This is a genomic window from Streptomyces sp. NPDC005151 (assembly GCF_053599875.1).
This window is the reverse complement of sequence record NZ_JBSFYR010000048.1, coordinates 24,049-49,392: the sequence shown is the minus strand read 5'-3', so window position 1 is coordinate 49,392 and position 25,344 is coordinate 24,049. Positions and strand designations below refer to the sequence as shown.

At 69.9% G+C, this 25,344-nt stretch carries 23 protein-coding genes and 7 pseudogenes; 20 read left to right on the top strand and 10 right to left on the bottom strand.

From position 1 onward, the window contains the following. Positions 1-45: 45 nt before the first annotated feature. Positions 46-615 carry an RICIN domain-containing protein gene (locus tag ACWD6R_RS24150; protein ID WP_451820599.1) on the bottom strand — a complete coding sequence of 190 codons (570 nt, stop codon included), beginning with the start codon at positions 613-615 and terminating at the stop codon, positions 46-48. Between the two features lie 588 nt (positions 616-1,203). Between ACWD6R_RS24150 and ACWD6R_RS24145 the strand changes: the two genes are divergently transcribed. Both ACWD6R_RS24145 and ACWD6R_RS24140 read left to right on the top strand, forming a co-directional pair. Next, positions 1,204-1,710: a GNAT family N-acetyltransferase gene (locus ACWD6R_RS24145; RefSeq protein ID WP_451820598.1), complete on the top strand. Its 507-nt coding sequence runs from the start codon at positions 1,204-1,206 to the stop codon at positions 1,708-1,710. Positions 1,711-1,835: 125 nt separating this feature from the next. Beyond that, positions 1,836-2,057 (top strand): hypothetical protein, encoded by a 222-nt coding sequence (locus ACWD6R_RS24140; RefSeq protein ID WP_451820597.1) that lies wholly within the window; start codon positions 1,836-1,838, stop codon positions 2,055-2,057. 33 nt (positions 2,058-2,090) lie between these two features. Here ACWD6R_RS24140 and ACWD6R_RS24135 read toward each other — a convergent pair. Next, positions 2,091-2,563, bottom strand: a pseudogene (locus ACWD6R_RS24135) (AMP-binding enzyme); the annotation flags it as partial. On the opposite strand from ACWD6R_RS24135, the pseudogene ACWD6R_RS24130 reads away from it, so the two are divergent. Beyond that, positions 2,456-2,881, top strand: a pseudogene (locus ACWD6R_RS24130) (recombinase family protein); the annotation flags it as partial. The pseudogenes ACWD6R_RS24135 and ACWD6R_RS24130 sit on opposite strands and share 108 nt — an antisense overlap. Positions 2,882-3,079: 198 nt before the next feature. Here ACWD6R_RS24130 and ACWD6R_RS24125 read toward each other — a convergent pair. Then, positions 3,080-3,298: pseudogene (locus tag ACWD6R_RS24125) on the bottom strand (FAD-dependent thymidylate synthase); the annotation flags it as partial. Between ACWD6R_RS24125 and ACWD6R_RS24120 the strand changes: the two are divergent. The 3 genes and pseudogenes from ACWD6R_RS24120 to ACWD6R_RS24110 all read left to right on the top strand — a co-directional run. Continuing rightward, positions 3,206-3,895, top strand: a pseudogene (locus tag ACWD6R_RS24120) (N-acetylmuramoyl-L-alanine amidase); the annotation flags it as partial. The pseudogenes ACWD6R_RS24125 and ACWD6R_RS24120 overlap by 93 nt on opposite strands. 72 nt (positions 3,896-3,967) lie before the next feature. Next, a pseudogene (locus tag ACWD6R_RS24115) lies at positions 3,968-4,237 on the top strand (peptidoglycan-binding protein); the annotation flags it as partial. Positions 4,238-4,241: 4 nt separating this feature from the next. Next, entirely contained in the window at positions 4,242-4,448 is a 207-nt protein-coding gene (locus tag ACWD6R_RS24110) for a DUF7439 family protein (protein WP_451820596.1), read from the top strand. Between the two features lie 48 nt (positions 4,449-4,496). Here ACWD6R_RS24110 and ACWD6R_RS24105 read toward each other — a convergent pair whose 3' ends face one another. Next, positions 4,497-4,811 carry a hypothetical protein gene (locus ACWD6R_RS24105; protein WP_451820595.1) on the bottom strand — a complete coding sequence of 105 codons (315 nt, stop codon included), beginning with the start codon at positions 4,809-4,811 and terminating at the stop codon, positions 4,497-4,499. A 103-nt stretch (positions 4,812-4,914) separates the two neighbouring features. On the opposite strand from ACWD6R_RS24105, the gene ACWD6R_RS24100 reads away from it, so the two are divergent. From ACWD6R_RS24100 to ACWD6R_RS24075, 6 genes and pseudogenes are all read left to right on the top strand, one after another. Beyond that, on the top strand, positions 4,915-5,391 hold the full coding sequence (locus ACWD6R_RS24100; protein ID WP_451820594.1) for a hypothetical protein: 477 nt from the start codon (positions 4,915-4,917) through the stop codon (positions 5,389-5,391). A gap of 102 nt (positions 5,392-5,493) precedes the next feature. Continuing rightward, positions 5,494-5,937, top strand: a complete 444-nt coding sequence (locus ACWD6R_RS24095) for a hypothetical protein (protein WP_451820593.1) — start codon at positions 5,494-5,496, stop codon at positions 5,935-5,937. Positions 5,938-5,980: 43 nt separating this feature from the next. After that, a complete protein-coding gene (locus tag ACWD6R_RS24090; RefSeq protein WP_451820592.1) occupies positions 5,981-6,418 on the top strand; it encodes a hypothetical protein in 438 nt (145 codons plus the stop codon). 75 nt (positions 6,419-6,493) lie between these two features. Next, positions 6,494-6,970, top strand: a complete 477-nt coding sequence (locus ACWD6R_RS24085) for a deoxycytidylate deaminase (protein WP_451820591.1) — start codon at positions 6,494-6,496, stop codon at positions 6,968-6,970. 492 nt (positions 6,971-7,462) lie between these two features. Then, positions 7,463-7,885: pseudogene (locus ACWD6R_RS24080) on the top strand (transposase); the annotation flags it as partial. A gap of 21 nt (positions 7,886-7,906) precedes the next feature. Further along, entirely contained in the window at positions 7,907-8,344 is a 438-nt protein-coding gene (locus ACWD6R_RS24075; RefSeq protein ID WP_451820590.1) for a cytidine deaminase family protein, read from the top strand. Between the two features lie 192 nt (positions 8,345-8,536). Here the strand turns inward: ACWD6R_RS24075 and ACWD6R_RS24070 are convergent. Together ACWD6R_RS24070 and ACWD6R_RS24065 are read right to left on the bottom strand one after the other, a co-directional pair. Next, positions 8,537-8,801, bottom strand: a pseudogene (locus ACWD6R_RS24070) (AMP-binding protein); the annotation flags it as partial. Beyond that, on the bottom strand, positions 8,798-10,474 hold the full coding sequence (locus tag ACWD6R_RS24065) for an AMP-binding protein (RefSeq protein WP_451820589.1): 1,677 nt from the start codon (positions 10,472-10,474) through the stop codon (positions 8,798-8,800). The pseudogene ACWD6R_RS24070 and the gene ACWD6R_RS24065, both read right to left, overlap by 4 nt. Positions 10,475-10,584: 110 nt before the next feature. On the opposite strand from ACWD6R_RS24065, the gene ACWD6R_RS24060 reads away from it, so the two are divergent. Beyond that, the gene (locus ACWD6R_RS24060; protein ID WP_451820588.1) at positions 10,585-11,427 is read left to right on the top strand and encodes a response regulator transcription factor; all 843 of its coding nucleotides are present in this window, start codon (positions 10,585-10,587) and stop codon (positions 11,425-11,427) included. Between the two features lie 132 nt (positions 11,428-11,559). Continuing rightward, positions 11,560-12,207: a LysE family translocator gene (locus ACWD6R_RS24055; RefSeq protein ID WP_451820606.1), complete on the top strand. Its 648-nt coding sequence runs from the start codon at positions 11,560-11,562 to the stop codon at positions 12,205-12,207. A 174-nt stretch (positions 12,208-12,381) separates the two neighbouring features. Here the strand turns inward: ACWD6R_RS24055 and ACWD6R_RS24050 are convergent, their stop codons facing one another. Then, entirely contained in the window at positions 12,382-13,548 is a 1,167-nt protein-coding gene (locus ACWD6R_RS24050) for a winged helix DNA-binding domain-containing protein (RefSeq protein ID WP_451820587.1), read from the bottom strand. Between the two features lie 130 nt (positions 13,549-13,678). Between ACWD6R_RS24050 and ACWD6R_RS24045 the strand changes: the two genes are divergently transcribed. Then, positions 13,679-14,557, top strand: coding sequence for a DMT family transporter (locus ACWD6R_RS24045; protein WP_451820586.1), 879 nt, complete (start codon positions 13,679-13,681; stop codon positions 14,555-14,557). Between the two features lie 550 nt (positions 14,558-15,107). Here the strand turns inward: ACWD6R_RS24045 and ACWD6R_RS24040 are convergent. Beyond that, positions 15,108-16,001, bottom strand: a complete 894-nt coding sequence (locus tag ACWD6R_RS24040) for a DUF2510 domain-containing protein (protein WP_451820585.1) — start codon at positions 15,999-16,001, stop codon at positions 15,108-15,110. A 236-nt stretch (positions 16,002-16,237) separates the two neighbouring features. Here ACWD6R_RS24040 and ACWD6R_RS24035 point away from each other — a divergent pair, with 236 nt between their 5' ends. After that, positions 16,238-17,080 carry an alpha/beta fold hydrolase gene (locus ACWD6R_RS24035; RefSeq protein WP_451820584.1) on the top strand — a complete coding sequence of 281 codons (843 nt, stop codon included), beginning with the start codon at positions 16,238-16,240 and terminating at the stop codon, positions 17,078-17,080. 137 nt (positions 17,081-17,217) lie between these two features. Further along, positions 17,218-17,586, top strand: coding sequence for a nuclear transport factor 2 family protein (locus ACWD6R_RS24030; protein WP_451820583.1), 369 nt, complete (start codon positions 17,218-17,220; stop codon positions 17,584-17,586). A 127-nt stretch (positions 17,587-17,713) separates the two neighbouring features. Here ACWD6R_RS24030 and ACWD6R_RS24025 read toward each other — a convergent pair whose 3' ends face one another. Next, positions 17,714-18,916, bottom strand: a complete 1,203-nt coding sequence (locus ACWD6R_RS24025) for an FAD-dependent monooxygenase (RefSeq protein ID WP_451820582.1) — start codon at positions 18,914-18,916, stop codon at positions 17,714-17,716. A 111-nt stretch (positions 18,917-19,027) separates the two neighbouring features. Here ACWD6R_RS24025 and ACWD6R_RS24020 point away from each other — a divergent pair, with 111 nt between their 5' ends. The 3 genes from ACWD6R_RS24020 (at position 19,028) to ACWD6R_RS24010 (ending at position 24,384) form a co-directional block, all read left to right on the top strand. Further along, complete coding sequence (locus ACWD6R_RS24020) at positions 19,028-19,747, top strand: TetR/AcrR family transcriptional regulator (protein ID WP_451820581.1); 720 nt, start codon at positions 19,028-19,030, stop codon at positions 19,745-19,747. Between the two features lie 215 nt (positions 19,748-19,962). Then, a complete protein-coding gene (locus ACWD6R_RS24015) occupies positions 19,963-22,368 on the top strand; it encodes an endonuclease/exonuclease/phosphatase family protein (protein WP_451820580.1) in 2,406 nt (801 codons plus the stop codon). A gap of 456 nt (positions 22,369-22,824) precedes the next feature. After that, on the top strand, positions 22,825-24,384 hold the full coding sequence (locus ACWD6R_RS24010; RefSeq protein WP_451820579.1) for an N-acetylmuramoyl-L-alanine amidase: 1,560 nt from the start codon (positions 22,825-22,827) through the stop codon (positions 24,382-24,384). Between the two features lie 246 nt (positions 24,385-24,630). Here ACWD6R_RS24010 and ACWD6R_RS24005 read toward each other — a convergent pair whose 3' ends face one another. After that, positions 24,631-25,116: an SMI1/KNR4 family protein gene (locus ACWD6R_RS24005; RefSeq protein WP_451820578.1), complete on the bottom strand. Its 486-nt coding sequence runs from the start codon at positions 25,114-25,116 to the stop codon at positions 24,631-24,633. Positions 25,117-25,344 lie beyond the last annotated feature (228 nt).

The window sequence follows — 25,344 nt, the reverse complement described above, 5'->3', positions numbered from 1 at the left end:
CAGCCACACGGTGTCAACGCCTGCCCCACGGGCTCCCGCGAGGACTCAGAGGTTGTTGGGTTCCCAGACGGGCAGCCAGACATCGTTGGTCGCACCCTGGGCGGTGCAGTCGTACTGGATGAGGGGGCGTCCGGCGCCTACTCCCCCCGCGACGTTGAGGCACTTGTTGCTGGACCTGACGACGATTTGGTAACCGATGCCCTTGGGCACGAGCCTCCACAGGTCGTTGTCGGCGTTGCTGCAGGTGTACTGGATGACCGGGGCGCCGTTGGCGTTACCGCCGCCGTTGACGTTGAGGCATTTGCCGCTGCTGACGGACTTGAACCGGTAGTAGGCGCCCCCGACCGCATTCGCTTCCCAGCGCTCGTTGGCCGTACCGGACCACGGGTACTGGATGATCGGGACGCCGTTGCCCTGGGCCGCTCCCTGCACATTGGCGACCTGGCCCGGATCCGCGGCCAGTCTCAGGGTCAGCTGCCTGGCGACGACGGACCGTGGGGCTGCCCCCGCGGAGTCGCTGGCGACGGCCGGGCTGAATGCGCCCGACATCAGCCCGGCACTGATCGCGACGGCTCCCAGGCCCACAGCCCACCGCTTGCAAGTTTTCACGTTCATTTCTCCGATCCCGCTGCTGCACACACCAACCCCAATGTCGCCGTACGCAATCAGCTCGCTACAGAAGGTAGCCAATCGACTGCATGCGCCACAGATGACATTGGGGTCGCGCGGGAATCGACAAACGCCTCCACACGCCCCCTCAGTACCAGCAGCATCACCCTTGGCGGGCGTTTGTTTTTGTTGTGGTTGACCGCCCGCCAAGGAGCCCTACGCGGTCCGGCCCGTCCACGACGGAACCGGACCGCGCGAGGCCGAGGCCGAGGCCGAGGCCGAGGCCGAGCCCGAGCCCGAGCCCGAGCCCGAGCCCGATCCCGGCTCCGGCTCCGGCTCCGGCTCCGGCTCCGGCTCCGGCTCCGGCTCCACCACGAAGACCCGGCTTTCCGGATTCCGCGACCCCTGATGCCCGTCGTCCGCTTCCCCTGATGCGCCGTGCGCGGCAGCGTGGCGTGTGCCGGGCCGGGCGGACACCAAGTGAACCGGGCGGACACCAAGTGAAGTGGGGGACAGTGCCCGAACGGGCGCCCGCGGGTCCGCAATCCGGGGCCCCTGCCCCCGCGCACCGGCCGCCGACGCCATACTGGCGGCATGCGTATCCGTCCCGCACGCCGCTCCGATCTCCCGCTGCTCCAGGACATCGAACGCGCCGCCGGCGAACCGTTCCGCACCCTCGGCATGTCCGCCGTCTCGGACGACGACCCGCCACCCCTCGACCTGCTGGACGACTACCGCAGGGCCGGCCGCGCCTGGGTGGCCGTCGAATCCGACGACCGCCCCGTCGGCTATCTGATCGCCGACGAGGTCGACGGCGCGGCCCATGTCGAGCAGGTCTCGGTCCATCCGTCCGCCGCCCGGCGCGGCGTGGGCCGCGCGCTCATCGACCACCTGGCCGGCTGGGCGGGCGACCGGCGGCTCGTCGCCCTCACCCTGACAACGTTCTCCCATGTCCCGTGGAACGCGCCGTACTACACGCGCCTCGGCTTCCGTACGCTCGCGGAGGCCGAACTCACCGACGGGCTGCGGAAGATCAGGGCGGAGGAGGCGGAACACGGCCTGGACCGCTGGCCGAGGGTCTGCATGCGACGAGAACTCTGACCCGGCGTCGAACCCCCTGACCCCGGAGCGGAACCGGTCGGCGACAGCGAGTGCAATCGGTCACGTTCGCGCCTGGGGCCACAATTGTTCGGGCTGTGTCAGTGGGCGGCCATAAGATAGCGCCCATGGTCTTAATTCCACGGCACTCTCCCTCTTCCGACCCGCTGCACGCCGCACAGCCGACGCACCCGTCCGCCGTCGAGGCGAACGAGGCGATCCGTGCGCTGGTGGACGCGCGAGCCGGGCAGGACTGGTCGTCCGTGGAGTCCGCGGCGTACGAGGTACTGCTCATCGAATGGGCAGCGGCGACCCGCGGCGCCGCCGGGGACATCATCAAAGCCGCCTGACCGCACCCCGGGCACCGCCTCCCGCCTCACCGACTATCCGTAGTTCTCCCGCAGTTCGATCTTCCGGACCTTCCCGCTGACCGTCATCGGGAAGGCCTCCAGGATCTGCAGCCTCCGCGGGATCTTGTAGTGCGCAAGCTGCTCGCGGCAGTACGCCGTCACCTCGTCCAGGCTCGGCGGGTCCGCCGCGTCCCTGGGGATGACACAGGCGAGGATCTCCTCGCCGTACGTGGCGTCCGGTATGCCCACCACCTGCACGTCCGCGATCTTCGGGTGGCCGTAGAGGAACTCCTCGATCTCCCGCGGATACACGTTCTCGCCACTACGGATGATCATGTCCTTGATCCGGCCGACGATCTGTACGTAGCCGTCTCGCGCATCATCGCGAGGTCGCCGGTGTGCATCCAGCGCCCCGCGTCGATCACCTCGGCGGTCCGCTCGGGCTGCTCCCAGTAGCCGAGCATCACGCTGTAGCCACGGGTGCAGAGCTCGCCCGCCTCCCCGCGCTCCCGGGCGAGCAGAAGGCGGAGCGGCAGAAGCTGGCCAACCTCCAGGCCGCTCGCTCCGGTAAGCCGTACACGGCGGGAATCCGGCCCTTCGGGTACGCCGACGACCACGTGACGGTCCTCCCGAAGGAGGCGGAGGCCATCCGCGAGGGTGCGGCGATGATCCTGGCCGGCGAGTCCCTCTCGGCGGTCGCTCGACGGTGGACCGAGGCCGGGCGCCTGTCTCCGCGCGGAATCGCGGCGGGCGGGAAGGCGTGGACCCTGCGAGGGGTCAAGCAGGTGCTCACATCGCCCCGCTACATCGGGCAGGTGACCTACCGGGGCGAGGTCATGGGCGATGGGCAGTGGTCGGCCATCCTCAACAACCCGGAGCGGTTCAGCGGAGGTAAGCGCACGGGCCGGACGCCTCAGACCCTGCTCACCGGCATCGGCCTGTGCGGGGTGTGCGGGGAGACGGGCAGCGGTCACGGCTACCGAGGCGTGCCGGTCTACGGTTGCGTCGACACTCACACCCAACGCGGCGTGCGTGACGGGCATGTGCGTGGCGAAGTGCTCTTCCATCTGCTCGGCACACATCTCGATTTCCCGCTGGGGGAAGCTCGGGAACTTGCTTGCCTCGTCCGTCGTGCGGAGCGAGAGGAAGTGCATCAGGGAGCGGGCGTTGCAGGTGGCGTAGAAGCTGGTGTAGATGCCGACCGGGAGGACCATGGGGGCCACCTCGCGGGCGATGCCTGCGACGGCGGCACTCCGATCACCTACACCGGGGTCAAGGTCCCGCAGGCGATCGAGCGCACGCACCTGAACCAGGGCTGGGCCGGCGTCGGCTACAACTTCGTCATCGACCAGGGCGGCACCATCTACGAGGGCCGTGGCTGGACCATGCAGGGCGCCCACTGCCCCGACCACAACGTGTCCGGCATCGGTGTCCAGATAGCCATCGGCGGCGACCAGGAGCCGAGCGCGAAGGCTCTGTCTGCGGCTCGTACGCTGTACGACGAGGCGTGCGCCAAGACCGGCCGGACCCTGGCCAAGAAGGGGCACAAGGACGGCTTCGCGACCGCCTGCCCCGGCCCCAAGCTGTACGCATGGGTCCAGGCCGGGATGCCCGCTGACGGCTACGTGGCGGCACCCAACCCGGGCGGTGACGCTGGCGTGGCCCGCTACCAGGTCACGATCAACGGCCTGAAGTACGGGTACGACGCCTACGGCAACCACGTCACCAAGGTCGGCAAGGCGCTGGTCGCGAAGGGCTTCGGCAAGCACTACACCGAGGGCCGCGGCCCTCGTTGGACCGACGCGGACACGCTGAACTACGCGGACTTCCAGCGCAGCATCGGCCACTCCGGCTCGGATGCTGACGGCGTCCCCGGCGAGTCCAGCCTGAAGCAGCTCCTCGGTACGCTGCCCGGCGCGGCCGCGGTCGTGCGGTACGAGCCCTTCCCCGGCGCCACGTTCTTCAAGAACAAGCCGAAGTCGGCGATCGTCACCGCGATGGGCAAGCGCCTGGTCGCCGAGGGCTGCTCGGCCTACTCCTCGGGTCCTGGCCCGCAGTGGACGGAGGCCGACCGGCTGTCGTACGCGAAGTGGCAGCGCAAGCTCGGATACTCCGGTGTGGACGCTGACGGCTACCCGGGCAAGTCGTCCTGGGACAAGCTCCGCGTCCCGGAGGTGTGAGGTGGTGGCCAAGCACGGTAAGCCCGTCTCGCTGATTCTTCCGCTCCTGCCGAAGAAGGTGCAGCCGTACGCCAAGGCGGCTGTCGCCACGATCGGTACGCTCGCCGGCCTGGCCGCCCTGTACTTCGCCGACGAGCCGAAGGTTGCTGTCGCCGTCCATGTGCTGACCGCGCTGGGTGTGTACGCGCAGCCCAACGGAGAGTCCGAGTAACGCAGAACGCCCCCACCGACTCCGGTCAGTGGGGGCGTTCTTGCCGTCTCAGACCTGCTTCTTCGCCTCGATCTCGGCGAGCGAGGTGATCTTCGGGCGCCTGCGGGCGGTCGTCTTCTTCGCCGGGGCGGGCTTCTGCTGTGTGGGGACGGCTTCCCTGAACTCCGGCCGGACACGCTTCTCCGGCTCGGCCTCGGGCTCCGTCTCCTCGGCCTGGCCGAAGTTCGTGAGCAGATCCTCGATGCTCTCGGCGTGCATCTCGCACAGGTCTGCCTTCACGGTTCGCCCATCGCTGGCCGTGATGGTGTACGTCAGGGCCGGAACCTGCCGGTCGACATCGCACGCGATGACTTGGATCTTCATGGCCACTCTCCGGTGTGATTCTTTCGCGACGTGTCCCACGATACCCCTGCGATCTTGACCCTGCCGGAGTATTGTGCAAGTGTAAGCGAGACGTAAGGTGATCATGAATTCGGGAAGCGGGAGCCGCATGGCGAAGAAGAAGATCCAGGATGAGCAGGAGGTCATCCGCTGGTTCGAAGAGGGCAAGACGTACCGGTGGATGATCGACGAGTACAAGCGCAAGTACAACATCGAGACGGTCCCGTCGATGTGGGGCAACTTCCGGCGTCGCCGGGGGCTGGATCGGCGGATCACTCGGGATGACGACCTCATCCCCTGGTTCGTGAAGGAGGAGCACCGCTGGCTCTACCCGCTGGCGATGCTGCGACTGGAGGCTCGCCTCCGCGACGGCCGGAAGCTGTCCGACCCGGACAAGGCCCGGCTTGATTCATGGAAGGAGATGCTCACTGAACAGGACGCGGTTGTGCACTACGACCTGGACACCGAGGAAGGCTTCTTCTATGTGCCACGGCAGGCCGGCGACGATGACCTCATCCATCGCCCGAAGCACAAGACCACCCAGCGCAAGCGGGTGGACTGAGCGTCATCCCGGGTGAACCCCTCGCACAGAGTGCGGGGGGTTTCTTCGTGTCTGGGGACGGCTTAGCCGGGGGTATGTGAATCTTCAAGTTTCTCCCCTGTAGTGTGCAACAGCCTGATCGCCACGGCGCTCGGCGCCACGGTCGTCGAGGAGACGACAAACGACGAGCCGGCCAAGCCGGAGGGCGACCCGTGGGCGGCTGCGGCCAACGTGCAGTCCGGACCCTGGCCCGGTAGTGCAAGTGGGACGGAGGCGAAGGCCGAAGACCCCAGCGCCTACATCCTCGGCGAGATCGAGAAGCAGACCTCGGTCGACGGGCTGAAGAAGCTGTGGGCCGAACCAGTCCTTCTTCAAGGACGCGGCGGTCATGGCCGCTTGGAAGGCCAAGGGGAAGTCGCTCCAGTGAAGAACTGGCCCGAGGTCGTAGCCGGCCTCTGCTTCGCCGGCCTGCTGGCCCTGTTCGCCTGGGTCTGGGCGTCCGCTCCGTGCGGGCTCTGGACCTTCGCAAAAGTCGGGGACGTCCCGGCGCGCTGCATCACCAAGTAACCGAACACCCTTCACAGAACACCGAACAAAGGAGATCGCCACAGTGGCACTCAACCTCATCGACATCCCGGTCCAGGGCGGCGGCTGGTTCAAGCCGAAGGACAACGTCAACGCGGTAGCGATCCTCATCGAGGTCCACTCCTACGACCGTCAGCGCCCCACCCCGAACGGCCCGAAGGACTCCGCCCTCGCCGACATCACCGTCTTCCAGGACGCGGCCTCGCTCACGGCCGGCTCGCCCCAGGCGACCAAGGGCCAGAGGATCGAGCAGACCATCCTCGCCCGCGACCTGGAGACCATCGTCGGCGGCGCAACCATCGTGACCCTGGCGCAGGTTCCCCCGAAGAAGCCCGGCGCGGACCCGGCGTGGGTGTGGCGTCCGCTAACCGACGCGGCTGCCCGTACCGCCGTGATCGAGTACGCGAACAAGCGTGAGGCCGAGGCCGAGGCGGCTGTCGCCGACGTCCCCGACTTCGACTGACCTAATGTGCTAGTTGGACCCACCGAGCGAGAGGAGGTCGATGAGCGGGCGCCTGCCCGCAGGAAGGAGGTCCCGGTGAGACCGAGTCGGGACGAGTGGGCCCTGAACGTCGCCAAGGCGGTGGCTACGGGAGCCGACTGCACGCGCGCCCAGGTGGGTGCCGTCATCTTGAACACGCGCAAGCGGGTCATCGGACTGGGCTACAACGGACTGCCCTCCGGAGTGCCTGGCTGCGCGAGTGTGGGCAACTGCCCGCGAGGACAGCTCTCCGTCGAGGAGTGCGCACGAGACAGCGACTACGCCAACTGTGCGGCCACACACGCCGAGCGGAACGCGATCGAGGACGCCATCGACAAGGGCATCGACGCCACGCAGTTCGACGCCGCGACCCTGTACGTCACGCGCAAGCCGTGCCCTGCTTGCACCACGCTCATCGCCGCCGTTGGTATCCAGCGGGTCGTCGTCGCCGAACGAGAGGAGTCCGGTAAGTGCTCACCCCAGGAAGGTCCCTGGCGCTCCATGCCGAATCAGGCCGAGAGCTCCCCCGCGTAGAGGCGTTCGACGCGCTGTACGCGATGGGCGTCAGGCCCCGGCACGGCGAGGTCATCATGATCGCCGGCCGCTCCGGTGCGCAGAAGTCGGGCCTGGCCCTGTTCTGGGTCGCCAGCATGAACCTGCCGACCCTGTACTCCTCGGCCGGCATGAGCGCCTTCACGGCGTCCTCGCGGCTTGCGTCGACGGCGACGCGGGACACGACGGAGATGGTCGAGGCCGGCATGGCTGAGGGCGGGAAGTACCGCCAGGCGTACCTCGATGCGCTGGCCCACCTGAACATCACCTTCTCCTTCGGTTCGCCGCTGCGCTGGCAGACGGTCGACGAGGAGCTGGAGGCGTACATCGAGCTGTGGGACGCGTATCCCGAGGTGATCGTGTTCGACAACCTGATGGACTTCGAGAACGCGGAGTCGGACTACACCGAGCAGATGGCGGTCATGTCCAACGCCACCGAGCTGGCGCGCGCCACGGGCGCGACGGTGATCATCACGGCACCTGTTCGCCGCACTCGACCTGGCCAAAGACAAGCTCTACGGCCACATCAAGCCCATCAAGCGGCGCACCCAGTTCCTGGAGTTCTGCCGCTACCTGCGCTCGCTCTACCCACCGACGGTGCGGATCGCGATCGTCTGCGACAACTTCTCACCCCATCTGACCACGAGGAAGTGCCAGCGGGTCGGCACCTGGGCCGTAGCGAACAACGTCGAGATCGCCTACACCCCTACCAACTCCTCGTGGCTGAACCGCATCGAGGCCCAGTTCACCGCCCTGCGCTACTTCACCCTTGACGGCACCGACCACGCCAGCCACAAGGAGCAGGGCAGCATGATCCGCCGCTACATCATCTGGCGGAACAAGCACACAGCCGATATTCGCTTGCGCACCATCGTCACTCGGGTCAACGTCGCCTGACACCCTACGAAGGCAGAGAAAATGACCACGCAGACCCACCACGTCGACCACGAACTCATCCAGGCCGCAGCCCAGGTCGCGCGCACTTGCTGCCGGGGTGACAACCACACCATGGCGGCCGCAGCCCGTGCGCAGGACGGCCGGATCGTCACCGCAGTGAACGCATACCACTTCACGGGAGGCCCCTGCGCCGAGCTGGTTCTCATCGGCGCGGCAGCCGCCCAGGGCGCCTACGAACTGGACACGATCGTCGCCGTGGGCGACCGCGACCGGGGGGTCGTTCCCCCATGCGGACGGTGCCGCCAGGTCCTTGTCGACTACTTCCCGGACCTGAAGGTCATCGTCGGGGCAGGCGACCGCCTCCGGACCGTTTCCATCACCGACCTGCTTCCCGAAAGCTACATCTGGGCCGATCACCAGCTCGACACTGAGCAAACCGAGCCACTCAGCACGAGCTGACACCGCCAGACGTCAACAGCTCGTGGGCACCCCCGGCTGGTTCTAGCCGGGGGTGTTCGTCGTACCGTCCGTCGGCTTGAAGAACAGGGCGAGGGCCGCCAGCCCGAAGCCGAAGACAGCGCCCGCAACGACGGACCCGCCTGTTACACAGTCCTTCGCCTGATCGCCGAACGCGGCCAGCGTCAGACCGCCGACGAGCACCCACTCGGGGCAGTTGATCGCCCAGATTCCGACGCGGTCCCCCTTGGCCACCCCGGAGCCCATCAGCCCGCGCGCCAACTCATCGACCCCCGCCGAATTCTGCGTACGTCCAGCGCCGCCCCGAGGCGACGTCGACGAGCGCCTCACGTTCCGGGTACGCCTCGATCGCCCGGTCGAGATTGCGCCCGATCGTGTCGCCGAGCAGAGCGGTGGTGCCGGTGCCGTGCGCGTAGGACAGCCCGGTCCGTCCGGTCACCGCAGGTCCCCCTCGTCGTATTCGGTGCCGGCGCCCTGGGCCGTGCGCTCGCGCAGCTCGATCCGGCGGATCTTTCCGGAGACGGTCTTCGGCAGCTCGGCGAACTCCAGACGGCGGATCCGCTTGTACGGGGCGAGGACCGCCCGCGAGTGCGCGAACAGCACCTTCGCCGTGTCCGGGCCGGGCTCCCAGCCCTCCGCCAGGACGACGTACGCCTTCGGGACGGCGAGCCGGACCGGGTCGGGCGCGGGCACGACCGCGGCCTCGGCGACCGCTTCGTGCTCCAGCAGCGCGCTCTCCAGCTCGAACGGCGAGATCTTGTAGTCGGACGCCTTGAACACATCGTCGGCGCGGCCGACATAGGTGATGTAGCCGTCCTCGTCGCGGGAGCCGATGTCGCCGGTGCGGTAGTAGCCGCCGGCCATCGCCTCGGCGGTACGGTCCGGGTCGCCGTGGTAGCCGGTCATCAGGCCGACCGGGCGGTACGACAGATCGAGGGAGATCTCGCCCTCGATCGCACCGGGCTCACCGGTGACCGCGTCGAGGAGCTCGACCTTGAAGCCGGGGCTGGGCCGTCCCATCGAACCGGCCTTCAGTACCTGGCCGGGGGTGTTGGCGACCTGGACGGCGGTCTCGGTCTGGCCGAAGCCGTCCCGGATCGTGACGCCCCACTCGCGCCGGACCGTCTCGATGACCTCGGGGTTCAGTGGCTCTCCGGCGGCGACGACCTCGCGCGGCGGGGTGTTCAGCTGGGAGAGGTCGGCCTGGATCAGCATCCGCCAGACGGTGGGCGGGGCGCAGAAACTGGTGACGCCCGAGCGGTCCATTTCGGCCATCAGGCGGCCCGCGTCGAACCGGGTGTAGTTGAAGATGAAGACGGTCGCCTCGGCGCTCCACGGCGCGAAGAGGTTCGACCAGGCGTGCTTGGCCCAGCCCGGTGACGAGATGTTGAGGTGGACGTCCCCGGGCTTGAGACCGATCCAGTACATCGTCGACAAGTGACCCACGGGGTAGGAGACATGGGTGTGCTCGACCAGCTTGGGGCTGGCGGTCGTGCCGGAGGTGAAGTACAGCATCAGTGGCTCGTCGGCGTCGGTCTCCCGGTCCGTCTCGAAGCTCTCCGGCTGCTCGTCGGCGCCGGTGTAGGGGAGCCAGCCCGGTACGTCCTCGCCGACGGCGATCCGGGTGTAGTCGCCGGGCACCTCGTCGAACTTGGCGGCGTCGGCGTCCCGCACGATCACATGCCGGACCCGGCCGCGCTCCACCCGGTCGCGCAGGTCGACGGGGCCGAGGAGCGGGGTGGCGGGGATGACGACGGCGCGCAGCTTCATCGCGGCGAGGGCCGTCTCCCACAGTTCGACCTGGTTGCCGAGCATGACGAGGATCCGGTCGCCGGCGCGTACCCCTTGGGCGCGGAGCCAGTTCGCGGCCCGGTTGGAGCGGGCGGACATGGCGGCGAAGGACACCTCGGTGCGGCGGCCGTCCTCCTCCACGATGTGCAGGGCGGTGCGGTCGTTGTTCTCGGCGATGACGTCGAACCAGTCCAGCGCCCAGTTGAAATGGTCGGCCCGGGGCCAGCGGAAGCCCTCGTACGCCGTCGCGTAGTCCTCGCGATGCTGCAGCAGAAAGTCCCGGGCGGCCCGGAACGTTTCCGTCGCGCTGGTTGCCGACATGTGCCCTCCTTATTGCGGACCGGACCGGTCCCTTAACATCATGTAAACAGTGACCCAGGTCTCACCACCCCCGAACGGGGGTACCGCAGGCGGGGCAGAGAGGCGACAGCGTGCCGGAACCGGTCGATGCGGTCGAGATGCAAGCGGCCCTGCTGCGGTTGCGCCGGACGAGCGGGCTGCCCGTGGCGTTCGGCGGACTGCTGTCGGATGCGCGTCACGCCAGGATCGCGGAGCTCAATGGGGCGCAGACCACGGCGCTGCGCGGCCTTGTCATCACTGCGGGCAGCGGGCTCGGCGGCAAGTCGATCGCCCTGTCCCGGCCGTGCGCGGTGACCGACTACCCGTCGTCGCGGCACATCAGCCACGAGTACGACACCGCGGTCGCCGCGGAGGGGCTGCGCTCGGTGGTGGCGGTGCCCGTCGTCGTACGCCGCAAGGTACGGGGCGTGCTGTACGGGGCGCTGCGCGAGCCCCTCACTCTCGGGGACCGTACGTTCGACGCGGCCGTTGCGGCGGCCCGCGACGTGGAACAGGCGCTCGCCGTGCGCGACGAGGTGCAGCAGCTCCTGGCCGTCACCCGGGACCAGGTGACGGACCCGCGGGCGGCGCCGGGTGCTTGGGAGGACGTCCGCGAGGCGCACCGCGAGCTGCGCGCGCTGGTCCCGAGGGTGACCGATCCGGCGCTTCGCGAGGAACTCCTGTCGGTGTGCGGGCGGCTGGCCTCGGCGTCCGGGACATCGGTGCCGGGCGCCCGCGGGGTGCAGCTGGCGCCGCGCGAGATCGATGTCCTCGCCTGCGTGGCGGCGGGCGCGACGAACGCGGTGGCGGCCGACCGGCTGGGGCTGCGGCCGGAGACGGTGAAGGGGTATCTGCGCGCGGCGATGCGGAAGCTGGGGGCGCACACCCGGCTGGAAGCGGTCGTGGCGGCGCGCCGGGCGGGGCTGCTGCCGTAGGTGCGCGCCGGGCGTCCGCCTCGGTCGCGCGCCGGGCGTCCGCCTCGGTCGCGCGCCGGGCGTCCGCCTCGGTCGCGCGCCTGACGTCCGCCGGGGTCTCTGCCGTACGGTCGGGGCCAGGGGGTGACGGACATGGTGTCCACGCATCAATATCTTGCCTTCGCGGCGATGTCCCTGCTGGTGGTCGTGATCCCGGGGCCGAGCGTCCTCTTCGTGATCGGCCGGGCGCTGGCCCACGGCCGCCGCACCGCGCTGGCCACGGTGCTGGGCAATGTCGCCGGTTCGTACGCCCTGGTGGTGGCGGTCGCGCTGGGCATCGGTTCGCTGGTCGAACGCTCGATGATGGTCTTCATGGCGGTGAAGCTGGCGGGTGCGGCGTATCTGGTCCTCCTGGGGGTGCAGGCGTTCCGGCACCGCAAGGAGCTGAGGCTGGGGGTTGTCGAGGCGTCGCCGGAGCGGCCCGCGCGCGGTGATCTGCGGACGGTGGTGGACGGTGTGGTCGTCGGCGTCACCAATCCCAAGGGCATCGTCTTCTTCGCCGCGGTACTCCCCCAGTTCGTGGACCCGTCGACCGGTCATCTCCCGGCGCAGATGCTGCTGTTGGGGCTGGTGCCGATCGCGATCGGACTGGTGACGGACACGCTCTGGGGGCTCGGCGCGTCGGCGGCCCGGAGCTGGTTCGCCCGGTCGGACAGGCGGCTGTCGATGATCGGCGGGGCGGGTGGCTTCGCGATAATCGGTCTGGGCGTGACGGTGGCGACGACGGGTCGCGCCGACTGAGACCGGCCGGCAATTGAGGGGCGGCGTCACGGGGCTGGGGCACGCACCTCGCGGCGTTGTCGTCCATCACCATGGCTCCGCCATGGCTCAATCCTCCGCCTTGCGATGCACGCACCCCAGCCCCGCTCCTTCACCCACCCCCCAATGGCCGGTCGGTCTGAGCCCCGCTCCCGGTCAGTCCCCGAAGTCGACGAAGGGGGCGAACCGGATGTCGTGTGCGGCCGGGTCCGCGGGTCCCATCGTGGCGAGCATCCGCAGCCCCTCCTCCGTGACGGCTTCGCGCTCCGCCGGGCTCAGCCTCCCCAGCGCCTGCACGGTGACGGTCCCCTCGCCGCCGGGCTTCTGCCCGGGCGCGCCGAACCGCCAGATCGCCGCAAGGAAGCCGTCGACGAGCACGGCTCCGTACGCCTGATTGCCGTTCCCGTTGCGTCCCTTGAACTGCGGCGGGATGACGCGCGTACGGTCCGCATGGCCGAGCAGGACGTTGTCGAACTCGGGCAGGAAGCGCGGCGGGGCGGGGGTGTCCGGGTCGGGACGCGGGGCGTCCGGCAGGTCGAAGAGTTCCACGCCGTGCTCGTCGCGGAAGGTGATCAGCCGCGGCCGCAGTCGTTCGAAGACCTCCCGCAGCCGGGCCAGTCCGGCCCACATCTGCATGTCCTTCACGGAGGCGGGGCCGAAGGCGCCGAGGTAGCGCAGCACGGTTGCGCCGGGCGTGGGTGCCGGCTCCGACGGCCGGCCGAGCCAGTGCTCGGCGGTGGTCAGCGCGACCTGTCCGCTCCGGCCCCAGAGCCCGCGCGGGGTGACCTGGACCAGGGGCAGGGTGCAGCGGGCGGCCACGGTCAGGGCCTGCGGGTCGGCGTCCGGCCAGTGGGCGAGCAGCGCCTCGCGGAGTTCCTTCGGGGTGCGCGGGCGCTCCTCGACAAGCTCTCTGCCGATCGCCGCGAGCCGGTCCAGGTCCACACCGCCGAGCCCCTGCCGGAATATCTTCAGCTCCCGGCTGCGGGCCGGCTGGACCAGCGGACGCAGGGTCAGCGCGTCGTCGGCGGTGTGGGTGTGAATGGTGGAGCGGAGGGTGACGATGCGGACCACCTCGCGGGACCCCATCAGCGCGGAGAGCTCGGCCGGATCGAAGCCTTCGAGCCGGGCGAAGAGCTGGTAGTACGGCGGCTTGGTGTTCTGCGCCTGGAGCCCGACGAGATGCCCGACGGCTTCCTTCGCGGACATCGGGCTCCGGCGCAGGAGCAGTTGGCGCTCCAGGGTGGCCCGGCCCAGTGCGCGGGGCGTGAGCCGCGGGGGCTGGGCGGATGCGGCTCGTGCGGCGGGGTTCGTCTTCGTGGCCATGAACGGCACGGTACGCGGATATGCGGACAACTCCCGTCCGCAACCACATCGTCCCCTCCCTTCTCATGTCCGCCGCACCGCAGGCCGACAGGACCCCGGATTGCCTGCGGGCCGCCCGCATCATGGACGGGTGATCAGCGTCCTGTTCGCCATCCTGACCGCACTCAGCAACGGCGCCGCGTCCGTACTGCAACGCCGTGCCGCCCTCGCCGTACCCGGCACAAAGGCGATGCACCTGTCGCTGATCGGCCATCTGCTGCGCCAGAAGGTGTGGCTGGCCGGGATCGGGCTGGTGATCGTCGCCGCCGTCTGCCAGGCCGTCGCGCTGGCCACCGGCCCGATCTCGGTGGTCCAGCCGATCTTTGTCATCGAACTCCCGGCGACGCTGCTGCTGGCCGGTTTCGTGATGCGGGTCCGGGTACCGCGCGAAGTCTGGTGGGGCGTGGTCGCCGTGACCGTCGGGCTGGCCCTCGGCATGGCCTCCGCCGCTCCGGGCGGCGGCAGCACGTCGGTGCAGGGCGCGGCCTGGGTCCCGGCGCTGATCGTGACGGGGATCTTCGAGGCCGCGCTGATCACCGGCGCGATGAGCACCCGCGGGAACCCCCGGGCGGCGCTGCTCGGGCTCGCCGCCGCGTGTGGGTACTCGCTCACCGCCGCCCTGATGAAGGACGCCATGGGGCGGCTCGGTGACGGCGGGGTGACCGCGCTCATGACGTCCTGGCAGCTGTACGCCACCGCCGCCGCCGGGGTTGGTGCGCTGTTCCTCCTTCAGAACGCGCTCCAGGCGGGCACCCTGGTCGCCGTCCAGCCGATGCTGACGCTGGGCGACGCGCTGATCAGCGTCCTGTACGGGGTGACGCTGTTCGGCGAGGAGCTGCGCACCGGCTGGTGGCTGCTGCCGGAGCTGGTCGCGATCGTTCTCATCGCGCTGGGCTGCATCGAACTGGCCCGTTCGCCGCTGGCGTCCGGGAACGCCGTACCGCCGCGGCGCAGCACCCGCGTGTCGTGACGGCGCGGGCCCCGGGGTCGGGCGTCCGGGTTCCGGTGGCCGGCGAGGTCGAAGCCGGGGTGGCCGGCGAACAGCACGACGGCGATCGGGCCGAACAGGTGGCAGACGGTGCACGCGGTGGCGGCGTGGCCCTGCTCCGTACTCACCTGTTCGGCGGAGAGCCCACTGAGTCCGGCACGACAGGGAGAGTGCGAGTTCCGGATGGTCCCGGACGACGCCCATCCGGCCTCGCCCGCCCGTGGGTGTATATGCGGTCAATCAGCGCATGGAGGTGACATGGACAGCGGGGTGCCATGACGGCATCCCGCATACGGCCGCCGGCCCCTGCGACGCTCGCCCGACGCGCGGAACCGGCCCGGGGAAGGAATCCCGTGGGCCGGTTCCTGCCGAGTCGCTTCAGGGCAATTGGGGGGTGGGTGAAGGAGCGGGGCCGGGGTGCATGCATCGCAAGGCGGAGGATCGAGCCATGGCGGAGCCATGGTGATGGACGACAACGCCGCGAGGTGCGTGCCCCGGCCCCGTGACGCCGCCCCCCAATTGCCGGTCGGTCTCAGGTGGTCTGCCCGGATCCCGAGCCTGTCAAGGCCGCCGCCTTGATCCCCTTGGTGATCTCGTCCATCACCGAGAGCGCGGGCGCCTTGGGGCTGACGTCGAAGCCGGACCGTACGACAACCAGCATGTCCGCTGAGTGCGGGGAGACAAAGGCCAGCGACTGGACGTAGCCGTCGTCGCCCTCCTTCGTGACCACCTTCCAGCGCACCAGATAGCCCTTGCGGCCCGCAACGGTGACCGCCTCGGACTTGAGCTGCTCGTGCGAGGTGATGGCACCGTAGGCCTTGCCGCCGTACGACGACGTGGCGTTGACGGAGATGTCCGCCTTCGCCGCCGCCTCCGCCGTCTTCGCCGTGATCTTCAGCGCCTGGGCCGGGGCGACGAACGCCCCTCCGCGCTCGCACTTCTGCGAGGCGTCGGCCGGGCATGTGTACGATCCCGTGCTCACCGAGGCACCGATCAGGGCCGACTTGCCGGTCCAGCCGTCGGGCACCGGCAGGCTGATACCACTGCTGGCGTCCGTGGCATACCCCTCCTCGGACGGCGGTTGCTGCTGGTCGGGCGCCGGACTTCGGCCACCGGGACCACCGGGACCGCCCTGGCCGTTCTGTCCCCCGGGGGAACTTGGCGCCGGCGACACGGCACCGCGGGAGGTGTTCTCGGAACTGTGGGATCCATCGGTCAGCAGGATGGCGCCACCCGCGATCGCGGCCAGCACCAGCACGCCCGCGGTGACGCCGACGCCGATCCGGATCCGACGGCGCCGGACGGCCGCGGGCGGCATCCGGAGCTGATCCGTCCACTGACTCCCGTCCCACCAGCGTTCCTGGACAGGGCCTGTTCCTGTATACCCGGGGTCCGTATGCCAGCCGGGAGGGCTCATCTCGGTCACGACGCCCACCGTAGAGGTGCTCCGTGAAAATCCCATGAAACGGTGCGAGGAACCCGCTCAGGGCCGCCGGCAGTGCGCGGACCACCGAATGGGGGCGTAATGGGCTTGGACCTCTCTTTTCGGATCAGGCTGCGGCCTAAGGAGTGCAGGCAGGACCCGGCGCGCCGGGCACGCTCCGAAGAGAGGCCCCAGGAGCACCGGACCACGACGGGACCGGGCCGTGCGATGGGAGAGCCATGCCGTACATCACCGTTGGCGAGGAGAACTCCGCCGGCATCCATGTGTACTACGAGGACCACGGGACGGGGCAGCCCGTCGTCCTGATCCACGGGTTCCCGCTGAGCGGCGCATCCTGGGAGAAGCAGCTCCCGGTCCTGCTGCGCGCCGGGTACCGGGTGATCACGTACGACCGGCGCGGCTTCGGCCGCTCCTCGCAGCCCACCACGGGGTACGACTACGACACACTCGCCACGGATCTCAACGCCGTCCTGGAGAAGCTCGACCTGCAGAACACCGTCCTGGCCGGGTTCTCCATGGGCACCGGCGAGGTCATCCGTTACCTGGGCAATTACGGATCCGCCCGGGTCGACCGGGCGGCACTGATCGCCCCGATCCCGCCGTTCCTCCTGAAGACCGGGGACAACCCCGAGGGGGTCGACCAGAGCGTCTTCGACGGCATCATGAGCGCCATCGCCTCGGACCGTCCCGCGTATCTGACGACCTTCCTCCATGACTTCAACAACGTCGACAAGCTCGGTGGCACCCGGATCAGTGACCAGGCGCTGCAGCTCCAGTGGACGGTGGCCGCCGGTGCGTCGGCCCACGCCACACTGGCCTGCGTGCCGGCCTGGCTGACGGACTTCCGCGACGACCTGCCCAAGATCGACGTGGAGACGCTGATCGTCCAGGGCGACGAGGACCGCATCCTGCCCATCGAATCCTGCGGGCGGCGGCTGCCCGGCCTGATCAAGAACAGCCATCTCGTCGAGATCCCGGGCGGCCCGCACAACATCGGCTGGACGCACGCCGAGGAACTCAACGCAATTCTCATGGGGTTCCTGGGCCGGACAGCCTCCTGAGCGCCGCACGCCGCCGGGGCGTCCGGCCATGCCCCGGGAGGTAATCGACGCTTCTTCCCGCGTCGGACATCGTGTTCCTCACGAGCCGCACAGGAGCCCGGCCGCAGGGCCGGGACCGTGACCGAGAGGACAGCACGATGACTGCATACGAGGACGCCGTTCAGCGCTACTTCACCGCCTGGAACGCGGCCACCCCCGAGGATCTGGCGAAGGCCGTCGCCGCCGCCTTCACCGAGGGCGCCACGTACACCGACCCGCTGGCCTCCGTGCGGGGTCACGACGAGCTGGTGGCCGTGATCAGCGGTGCCCATCAGCAGTTCCCCGGCTTCGAGTTCAAGCTGACCGGCGCCCCCGAAGGACGCCACGACATCGTCCGCTTCAGCTGGGACCTGGTCTCCACCGCCGACGGCTCGGCGCCCGCCGCCGGGTCCGACGTCGTCACCCTCGACGAGGACGGGCGCATCACCTCGGTCAGCGGCTTCCTGGACCGGGTCCCGGGAGCGTGACCGGCGCTGCGCGGGTGGCGCACACGTAGCCGGAATGGCGTAACCCGGTCGAACTGCTTCCCGCATCATGGACACCCTTACGAGCGGCGCGTGTTGCCCGCGTGTCACTGCCGTATGACCGGTCCCTTCAGCGCATGGCCGGCGGGGATTTCCGGTGCGCCCGGTAGTCGGGCAGTTCGATGTTCGTGACCTTCCTCCCCTCTGCCAGCATCCAGTTGAGGACGAACGTGCGGCTGAGCATCCAGTTGCGCATGCGCAGCGCGAACGCGGAGCCGGGGGCGAGGAAGGGGCCGGTCCGGTCACCGCTCTTCTGGCAGCCCTGCGCGTAGGTACGCAGCAGGCTCTCGTAGCGGGCGAAGGCGGCGGCGTGGTCGCCGCGGTGGGCGGCCAGCTCCCCCGCGAGCACGTACGCGGCGACAATCGCGGTCCCGGTGCCCATGCCGCCGATGGTGGCCCCGCAGGCGGCGTCACCGAGGAGGGCGACGCGGCCCCGGGACCAGGTGTCCACGTCGGCGCGGCTGATGGAGTCGAAGTACAGGTCGTCGGCGTCGTCCAGGGTGGCGAGCAGCCGGGGCACGTCCCAGCCGATTCCGGCGAACGCCTCGGTGATGAGGGCCTTCTGCGCCTGCTGGTCGTGCCGGTCGTGGTCCAGCCGGTCGGCGGCGAAGACGAAGAAGGCGCGGGCGGTGTCCCGGTTGCGGTTGTCGGTGCCGACGGAGGCGAGGCGGCCCGGGGTGTTGCAGCCGATGGAGCCCTCGCCGAAGCCGAAGCCGGCGTAGTTGGGCAGGCTCCAGGTGGCGGCGTAGTGGCCGAGGTGGCGCACGTACGCGTCCTCGGGGCCGAAGGCGAGGCCCCTGACGTTGGAGTGCAGCCCGTCGGCACCGATGACGAGGTCGAAGGTGCGGGTCGCGCCGGAGCGGAAGGTGACGCGCACTCCGTCCTCGTCCTCGTGCAGCGCGGCGATCGACTCCCCGAAGAGGTACCGCGCGCGGGGCAGGCTGTGCTCGTACAGGACGCGGGCGAGGTCGCCGCGCAGGACCTCGATGTCTCCGCCCGCGAAGTCTGCGGGCAGTTCGAGCCGGAGCCTGCCGGTCTCGTCGACGAAGCGCATGGGGCTGCCGCCGGTCCGCAGCCGCCGGAGCTCGTCCAGGATTCCCATGCGCTCCAGGACGGTCAGATGGGTCCCGCCGCGGAAGTCGACGGCCTGTCCGCCCTCACGGAGGGCCGGGGCGATCTCGACGACGGTGACGTCGAAACCGTACTCACCGAGCCAATGGGCGAGTGCGGGGCCCGCGATGCTCGCGCCGGAGATCAGAACCTTCTGGGCCATGGCAGGTGCTCCTGTGTCGGGGATCGTCGACCCACATGAATTGCGTCCCGCAGACGCCGTTTCTTGTTGTGTACGATAGACACAGTTTCTGTTCCTGGCAAGGAGATAGCGGTGACGGACGACCCGACGAACCTGATGCGTCTGCTCTGGGGACCCGGACCACAGCCCCGGCGTGGACCCAAGCCCGCACTCACCCTCGACGGCATCGCCCGCACCGGCACCGAGATCGCGGACGCGGAAGGCCTCGGAGCCGTGTCCATGCAGCGGGTCGCGGAGCGGCTCGGCAAGACGAAGATGTCGCTCTACCGATACCTGCCCGGCAAGGCGGAGCTGATCGCCGTCATGGTGGAAACGGCGCTGGATGACGCACCGGAGGGCGGGGAGGGTGACTGGCGGACGCGCCTGACGGCCTGGTCGCACGGCCTGGTCGAGATGCTCCGCCGCCACCCCTGGCTACTGGAGGCGACGGTCGGCCCGCGTCTGATGGGCCCGAAGGAACTCGGCTGGATGGAGCGGGCCCTCTCCGCGCTGGACGGCACCGGGCTCACGGGGGCGGAGCGCATGGACGCGGTGGTGCTGCTCACCAGCCATGTTCGGGGCATCGCGCTCCAGAGCCGCGCGGCCGCCCCCTCCAACGCACCGGAGGCCCAGCTCCTGGCCGCGCTCGGCACGGTGCTCCGGGACCACGGCGCGGACTACCCGCACCTGGCCGCGGCAACGGCCTCCTCGGTCCGCTCCGGAACCCAGGGACAGGACCAGGCCCTGGAGTTCGGCCTCGACCGCATCCTGGACGGCCTGGAGGTCCTGGTCGCCGAGCGCGCCCGGAGCTGATCCACGCGAGGGCCCGCAGCGACACAGCTACTGCAGGGCCGTGACGGGCGGATGCCTTCTCCACGTTCTTCGACTACCGCGACCCCGGCCGTAGTCCGAGTGCGGACCCGGGGATCGGCGGAGCGTTTTCTGGAATTAACCTCTGATGCCTTGTCACAGCCAGGTCTACGCGCATAGCTTGTGGCCCCTCATCACACTTTGAGGGGCAGCTCACCGTGCACATATCGAGACCTCGTTCCATCCTGCTGGCCGGCGCGGTCGCCGTGACCCTCTCGGCGACCGCGCTCCCCGCCGCATTCGCGGCCCCGTCCTCGACCGCCGTGATCTCCGAGGTTTACGGGGGCGGGGGCAACTCGGGTGCGACGCTCACCCGCGACTTCGTCGAACTGGCCAATGCCGGTTCGGCGGCGTACGACCTGTCGGGCTTCAGCGTCCAGTACCTGCCCGGCACACCGTCTGCAGGTTCGACCTGGGGCGTCTCCGCGCTGACCGGATCCGTCGCGCCCGGCGGCCGCTACCTGGTCGCCCAGGCCGCGGGCACCGGCGGCACCGTCGCCCTGCCCACCCCGGACGCCACCGGCACCCTGGCGATGTCCGCGACCAGCGGCACCGTCGCCCTCGTCTCCGGAACCACCCCGCTGACCTGCAAGACCGCGGCCGACTGCGCCGCCGACACCCGCATCGTGGACCTCATCGGCTACGGCTCCGCGGTCGTACGGGAGGGCAGCGGCCCGGCGACGGGCGCCTCCGCCACCGCCTCCGTGGCGCGCGGTACGTCGCTCGCCGACACCGACAACAACGCCGCCGACCTGACCGCGGGCGCCCCGACACCGGTCAACGCGGCCGGTGAGACGTCCGGCGGAGCGGGACCCGGCGACCCCGGGAACCCGACCGAGCCCGGCACCGTGCGGGTGCACGACATCCAGGGCACCACCCGCGTCTCGCCGCTGAACGGCCAGTCGGTGACCGGGGTCCCCGGCATCGTCACCGGCGTGCGGACCACCGGTTCGCACGGCTTCTGGATCCAGGACGCCACGCCGGACGCGGACGCCCGTACCAGCGAGGGTGTCTTCGTCTACACCGGCTCCACCGCACCCACCGTCGCCGTGGGCGATTCCGTGCTGGTCAGCGGCACGGTGGACGAGTACTACCCGTCGGCCACCACCCAGTCGATCACCGAGATCACCGCCCCCAGGGTCACGGTCCTGTCGTCGGGCAACGCGCTGCCCGCGCCGGTCGTGCTCGACGCGGCGTCCGTGCCCGACGCGTACGCCCCCTCGGCAGGCGGCGGTTCGGTCGACGCGCTGGCCCTCGACCCGGCGGCGTACGCCCTCGACCTGTACGAGTCGCTCGAGGGCGCCCGCCTACAGATCGCCGACACCCGGGTCACAGGTGCGACGACCGCGTACGACGAGGTCTGGGTGACGGTCAAGCCGAACGAGAACCCGACGGGGCGCGGCGGCACGCTCTACTCCTCGTACACCGACCAGAACACCGGTCGCATCAAGGTGATGTCGCTGGACACCACCCGCCCCTTCCCCGTCGCGAACGTGGGCGATGAGCTGTCCGGCACCACCACCGGTGTCATGGACTACGCCTCCTTCGGCGGCTACAACCTCCAGGCGACCGAACTGGGCACGCTCACCGACCACCACCTGCGGCGCGAGGTCACCCGGAAGCAGAGGGACAAGGAGCTCGCGGTCGCCACGTACAACGTGGAGAACCTGGACGCGCTCGACCAGCAGGCCAAGTTCGACACGCTCGCCGCGGGCGTCGCGGTCAACCTCTCCTCCCCCGACATCGTGTCGCTGGAGGAGATCCAGGACGACAACGGTGCGGTGAACGACGGCACGGTCGGCTCCGAGGCGACGCTCAAGCGGTTTACCGACGCGATCGTCGCGGCGGGCGGTCCGCAGTACGCGTGGCGCTACATCGCCCCCGTGGACGGCAAGGACGGCGGCGAGCCCGGCGGCAACATCCGTAACGTCTTCCTCTTCAACCCCGAGCGCGTCGAGTTCGTGGACCGCGCGGGCGGCGATGCGGCCACCCCCGTGACCGCCGTCAAGACAAAGAAGGGCGTCGCTCTCTCGGCGTCGCCCGGCCGCATCGCCCCGACCAACGACGCGTGGGCGGACAGCCGCAAGCCCCTGGTCGGCGAGTTCCGCTTCCACGGGAAGCCGGTGTTCGTCATCGGCAACCACTTCACCTCCAAGGGCGGCGACCAGCCCCTGCACGGCCGCTACCAGGAGCCGAAGCGCAGCTCGGAGACGAAGCGCGTCAAGCAGGCGACGGAGGTCAACACCTTCGTCACGTCGCTGCTGGCGGCGGACAAGTCGGCGCGGGTCATCACCCTCGGGGACCTCAACGACTTCGCGTTCTCGCCGACGATGGACGCGCTGACCGACGGCCAGGTACTCAAGCCGCTGATCACCACGCTGCCTACGAGCGAGCAGTACAGCTATGTGTACGAGGGCAACTCGCAGACGCTGGACCACATCCTGACCAGCCCCGGCGTGAGCCGCTTCGACTACGACGTGGTGCACATCAACGCGGAGTTCGCCGACCAGGCGAGCGACCACGACCCGCAGATCGTGCGCGTGGACGTGAACGCACAGAACTGATCCCGTACAGCCGGAGGGGGCCGCCCGGTCGACGGGCGGCCCCCCTCTGTCGACCGGTCGAACGCGCGGGTCGGGGCGGGTCGGCCGCGGCGCGCGGGTGCGTCGCGATCGAGCGCGGGCCCGTCGTGTACTGCCTGTGGAAGGTGGGTGAGGCGGGGCATGCCGGCGGTCAGGAAGACATGATCATCGACGTCGCGCTGCAGCTTGTCGCGGAGCGGGAGCGCGGTGCGGTGCACATCTGACGCCTTGTCAAGCCGCCCGGCGACCGGTCGCGCGGTCGCCGGGCGGCTCGCCGTCTCGCTGGTCAACCCTGTTGGAGTGAAAGGGAGTTCGACACGCAGGCAAATGTTTGTCATGCCCTGGACGCATGGATAGCCTGAGCCCGCTTCGCGGCCCCCGACCCACCCCACTCGGGTCCGGGGGCCGTTCTTTCTCCCCCACAGAGCAGGAGCAGGTATGCCCAGACGCGCCGCAGCCCACACGAGGGGCCGCGCATCCGTGCTGGCGGCCCTCACCGCCACCGCGCTCGCCGCGACCGTCACGCCGGTCCTCGCCGCACCCCCTCCGGTCGCCGCCCGCCACTCCATGAACCAGGCGTTTGCGCAGGCGGCACGGGAGTTCGACGTACCGCGCGATCTGCTCGCCGCCGTCGGCTACGGCGAAACGCACCTCGACGACCACGCCGGGCGCCCCAGCCAGGCGAACGGGTACGGCGTGATGCACCTGGTCAGCAACCCCAGGAACCACACGCTGGAAACGGCAGCCGCACTCACCGGCGCGCCGCTGTCGAAGCTCCGGCGGGACACCGCGGCCAATATCCTCGGCGGCGCGGCCGTGCTGCGCGCGTACGCGGACCGCATCGGCCTCGACAGCGACGAACGCGATGACATCGACGCCTGGTACCCGGCCGTGGCGCGGTACAGCGGCACGACGGGCCGCGCCGCCGCCCTCTACGCCGACGCCGTCTACACGTTCCTCGCGAACGGGATCGTCACCACCGTCCCCGGCGGCGAGCGGGTCTCGGTGACCGCCCGCCCGGTCGCCCCGGAGAAGAGCGCCTTCCCCGACAGCGGGGTACGCACCCAGAGCCCCGACTACCCGTCGGCCCTGTGGGTCCCGGCCGACCCGAACAACTTCACCAAGGGCCGGTCGGCGCCGGTCGACAAGGTGATCATCCATGTCACGCAGGGCTCGTACTCGGGCTCGATCAACTGGTTCCAGGACCCCACGTCCGAGGTGAGCGCCCATTACGTGATCCGCTCCTCCGACGGGCAGATCACCCAGATGGTCCGCAACAGCGACACCGCGTACCACGCCCGGGGCGCGAACGCCTCGGCGCTCGGCATCGAGCACGAGGGATTCATCGACGACCCGTCCTGGTTCACGGATGCGATGTACCGCTCCTCGGCCGCCCTGACCCGCGCCCTGTGCGACAGGTACGGGATCCCGAAGGACCGGGCGCACATCATCGGCCACAGCGAGGCACCGGGCAACGACCACACCGACCCGGGCCCGTACTGGGACTGGGCCCGCTACATGAGCTACGTCGGGGGCGACAACAGCGGTGGCAGCAGTGACGGGCTCAGCTTCGCCTCGTACGCCACCCAGCAGAGCGGATCGACGGGCGCTCAGGTCACTGCGGTGCAACGGCTGCTGACAGCGCAGGGCTTCGACGCGGGCGCAGCGGACGGGAACTTCGGCCCGGCCACACTGTCCGCGGTGAAGAGGTTCCAGACGGCCCGCGGACTGGGCGCCGACGGCATCGTCGGCGCGAGGACCTGGACGGCGCTGCTGTCGGCCGGGACCGTGCCGACGCTGAAGCAGGGCAGCTCGGGCGCGGACGTGAAGCGGCTCCAGCGCTCGCTGACCGCGGCGCTCGGCACGACAGTGGACGCCGACGGGACCTTCGGCCCGGAAACGGTGACGGCGGCACGCACCTATCAGAGCGGCCGCGGGCTGACGGCCGACGGGATCGTCGGCAGCGGCACCTGGGCGGCGCTGCAGGCAGGGCGCTGACCTGGCAGAACGGCAGCAGACGCCGGTACGGGCGGTGCAGCGCGGATTCCGCCCGCACAGCCCGTCCGCATGTCACGCCCGGCCGAGATGGACAGTGCCACTACCAAACCGTGCAGGTGAGACGTGCGATGCCCACTCTGCCCTGGGTCACTGGGAGGCCCCGGTCGAGCACCTGCCGGTCACCTGGGCCGAGGCCAAGCGGCGCATCGCGGAACAGGAACAGCCCGAAGCCGCCTGACACCTGCGCTACGCGGCGCCGGACTCGTCCTCCGGAGCATCGAACCACGGCTTGTTCGCGGCCCAGTGCGCCACCCATCCCGCGAATCCCGGTTCAGCGGTGGTGAAGCCGAACTCGGCACCGAACGGAAGGGCCCCCTCACCGGCGATGTGCCAGATGTGACCGCGATGGGGTCCGGTGACGACGAGGTGCCAGTCCATGCCGCAGCCATCAGTGCCCAGGACGATCGAGCCATGATCGAAGATCTGGTCGAGGAGCGGTTCGAGCTCCTCCTCCGGGCGCGGGTCGTCCTCCCACGCCCATGCCTCCGTCAACGGGAACGGCTCGGCCAGGCACCGCTCGTCGCCGGCCTCCCTCCCGTCGTCCGGCAGCTCGGCCAGCGGCATCAGGCCGTAGTCCGGCGGCCCTGCGTACGAACCGTCGGAGATCTCCGCGACGAAGGTGCGGTACGGCTCCGGCAGGACGATGCCGTGCTCCGCCTCGAAGGCACGCACCCGGTCCCAGCCGAGGGGGCGTCGGTCTCGAAGGCCGCGCGGAGTGAGGCCAGTTCCGCGGGGTGGGCGTGATCGATATTCATGTGCCCATAGGTACCAGCGGACACTGACAACGCCCAGCCGCGCAGCGAACATCGCGAGCCTGGAGACCGTGCACTGCGGTCCGGCCGGTCACCTGGCGCCGGAGGACCAGCCGGAGGCGATCGCCATGGCGCTCACCGCGTGGGC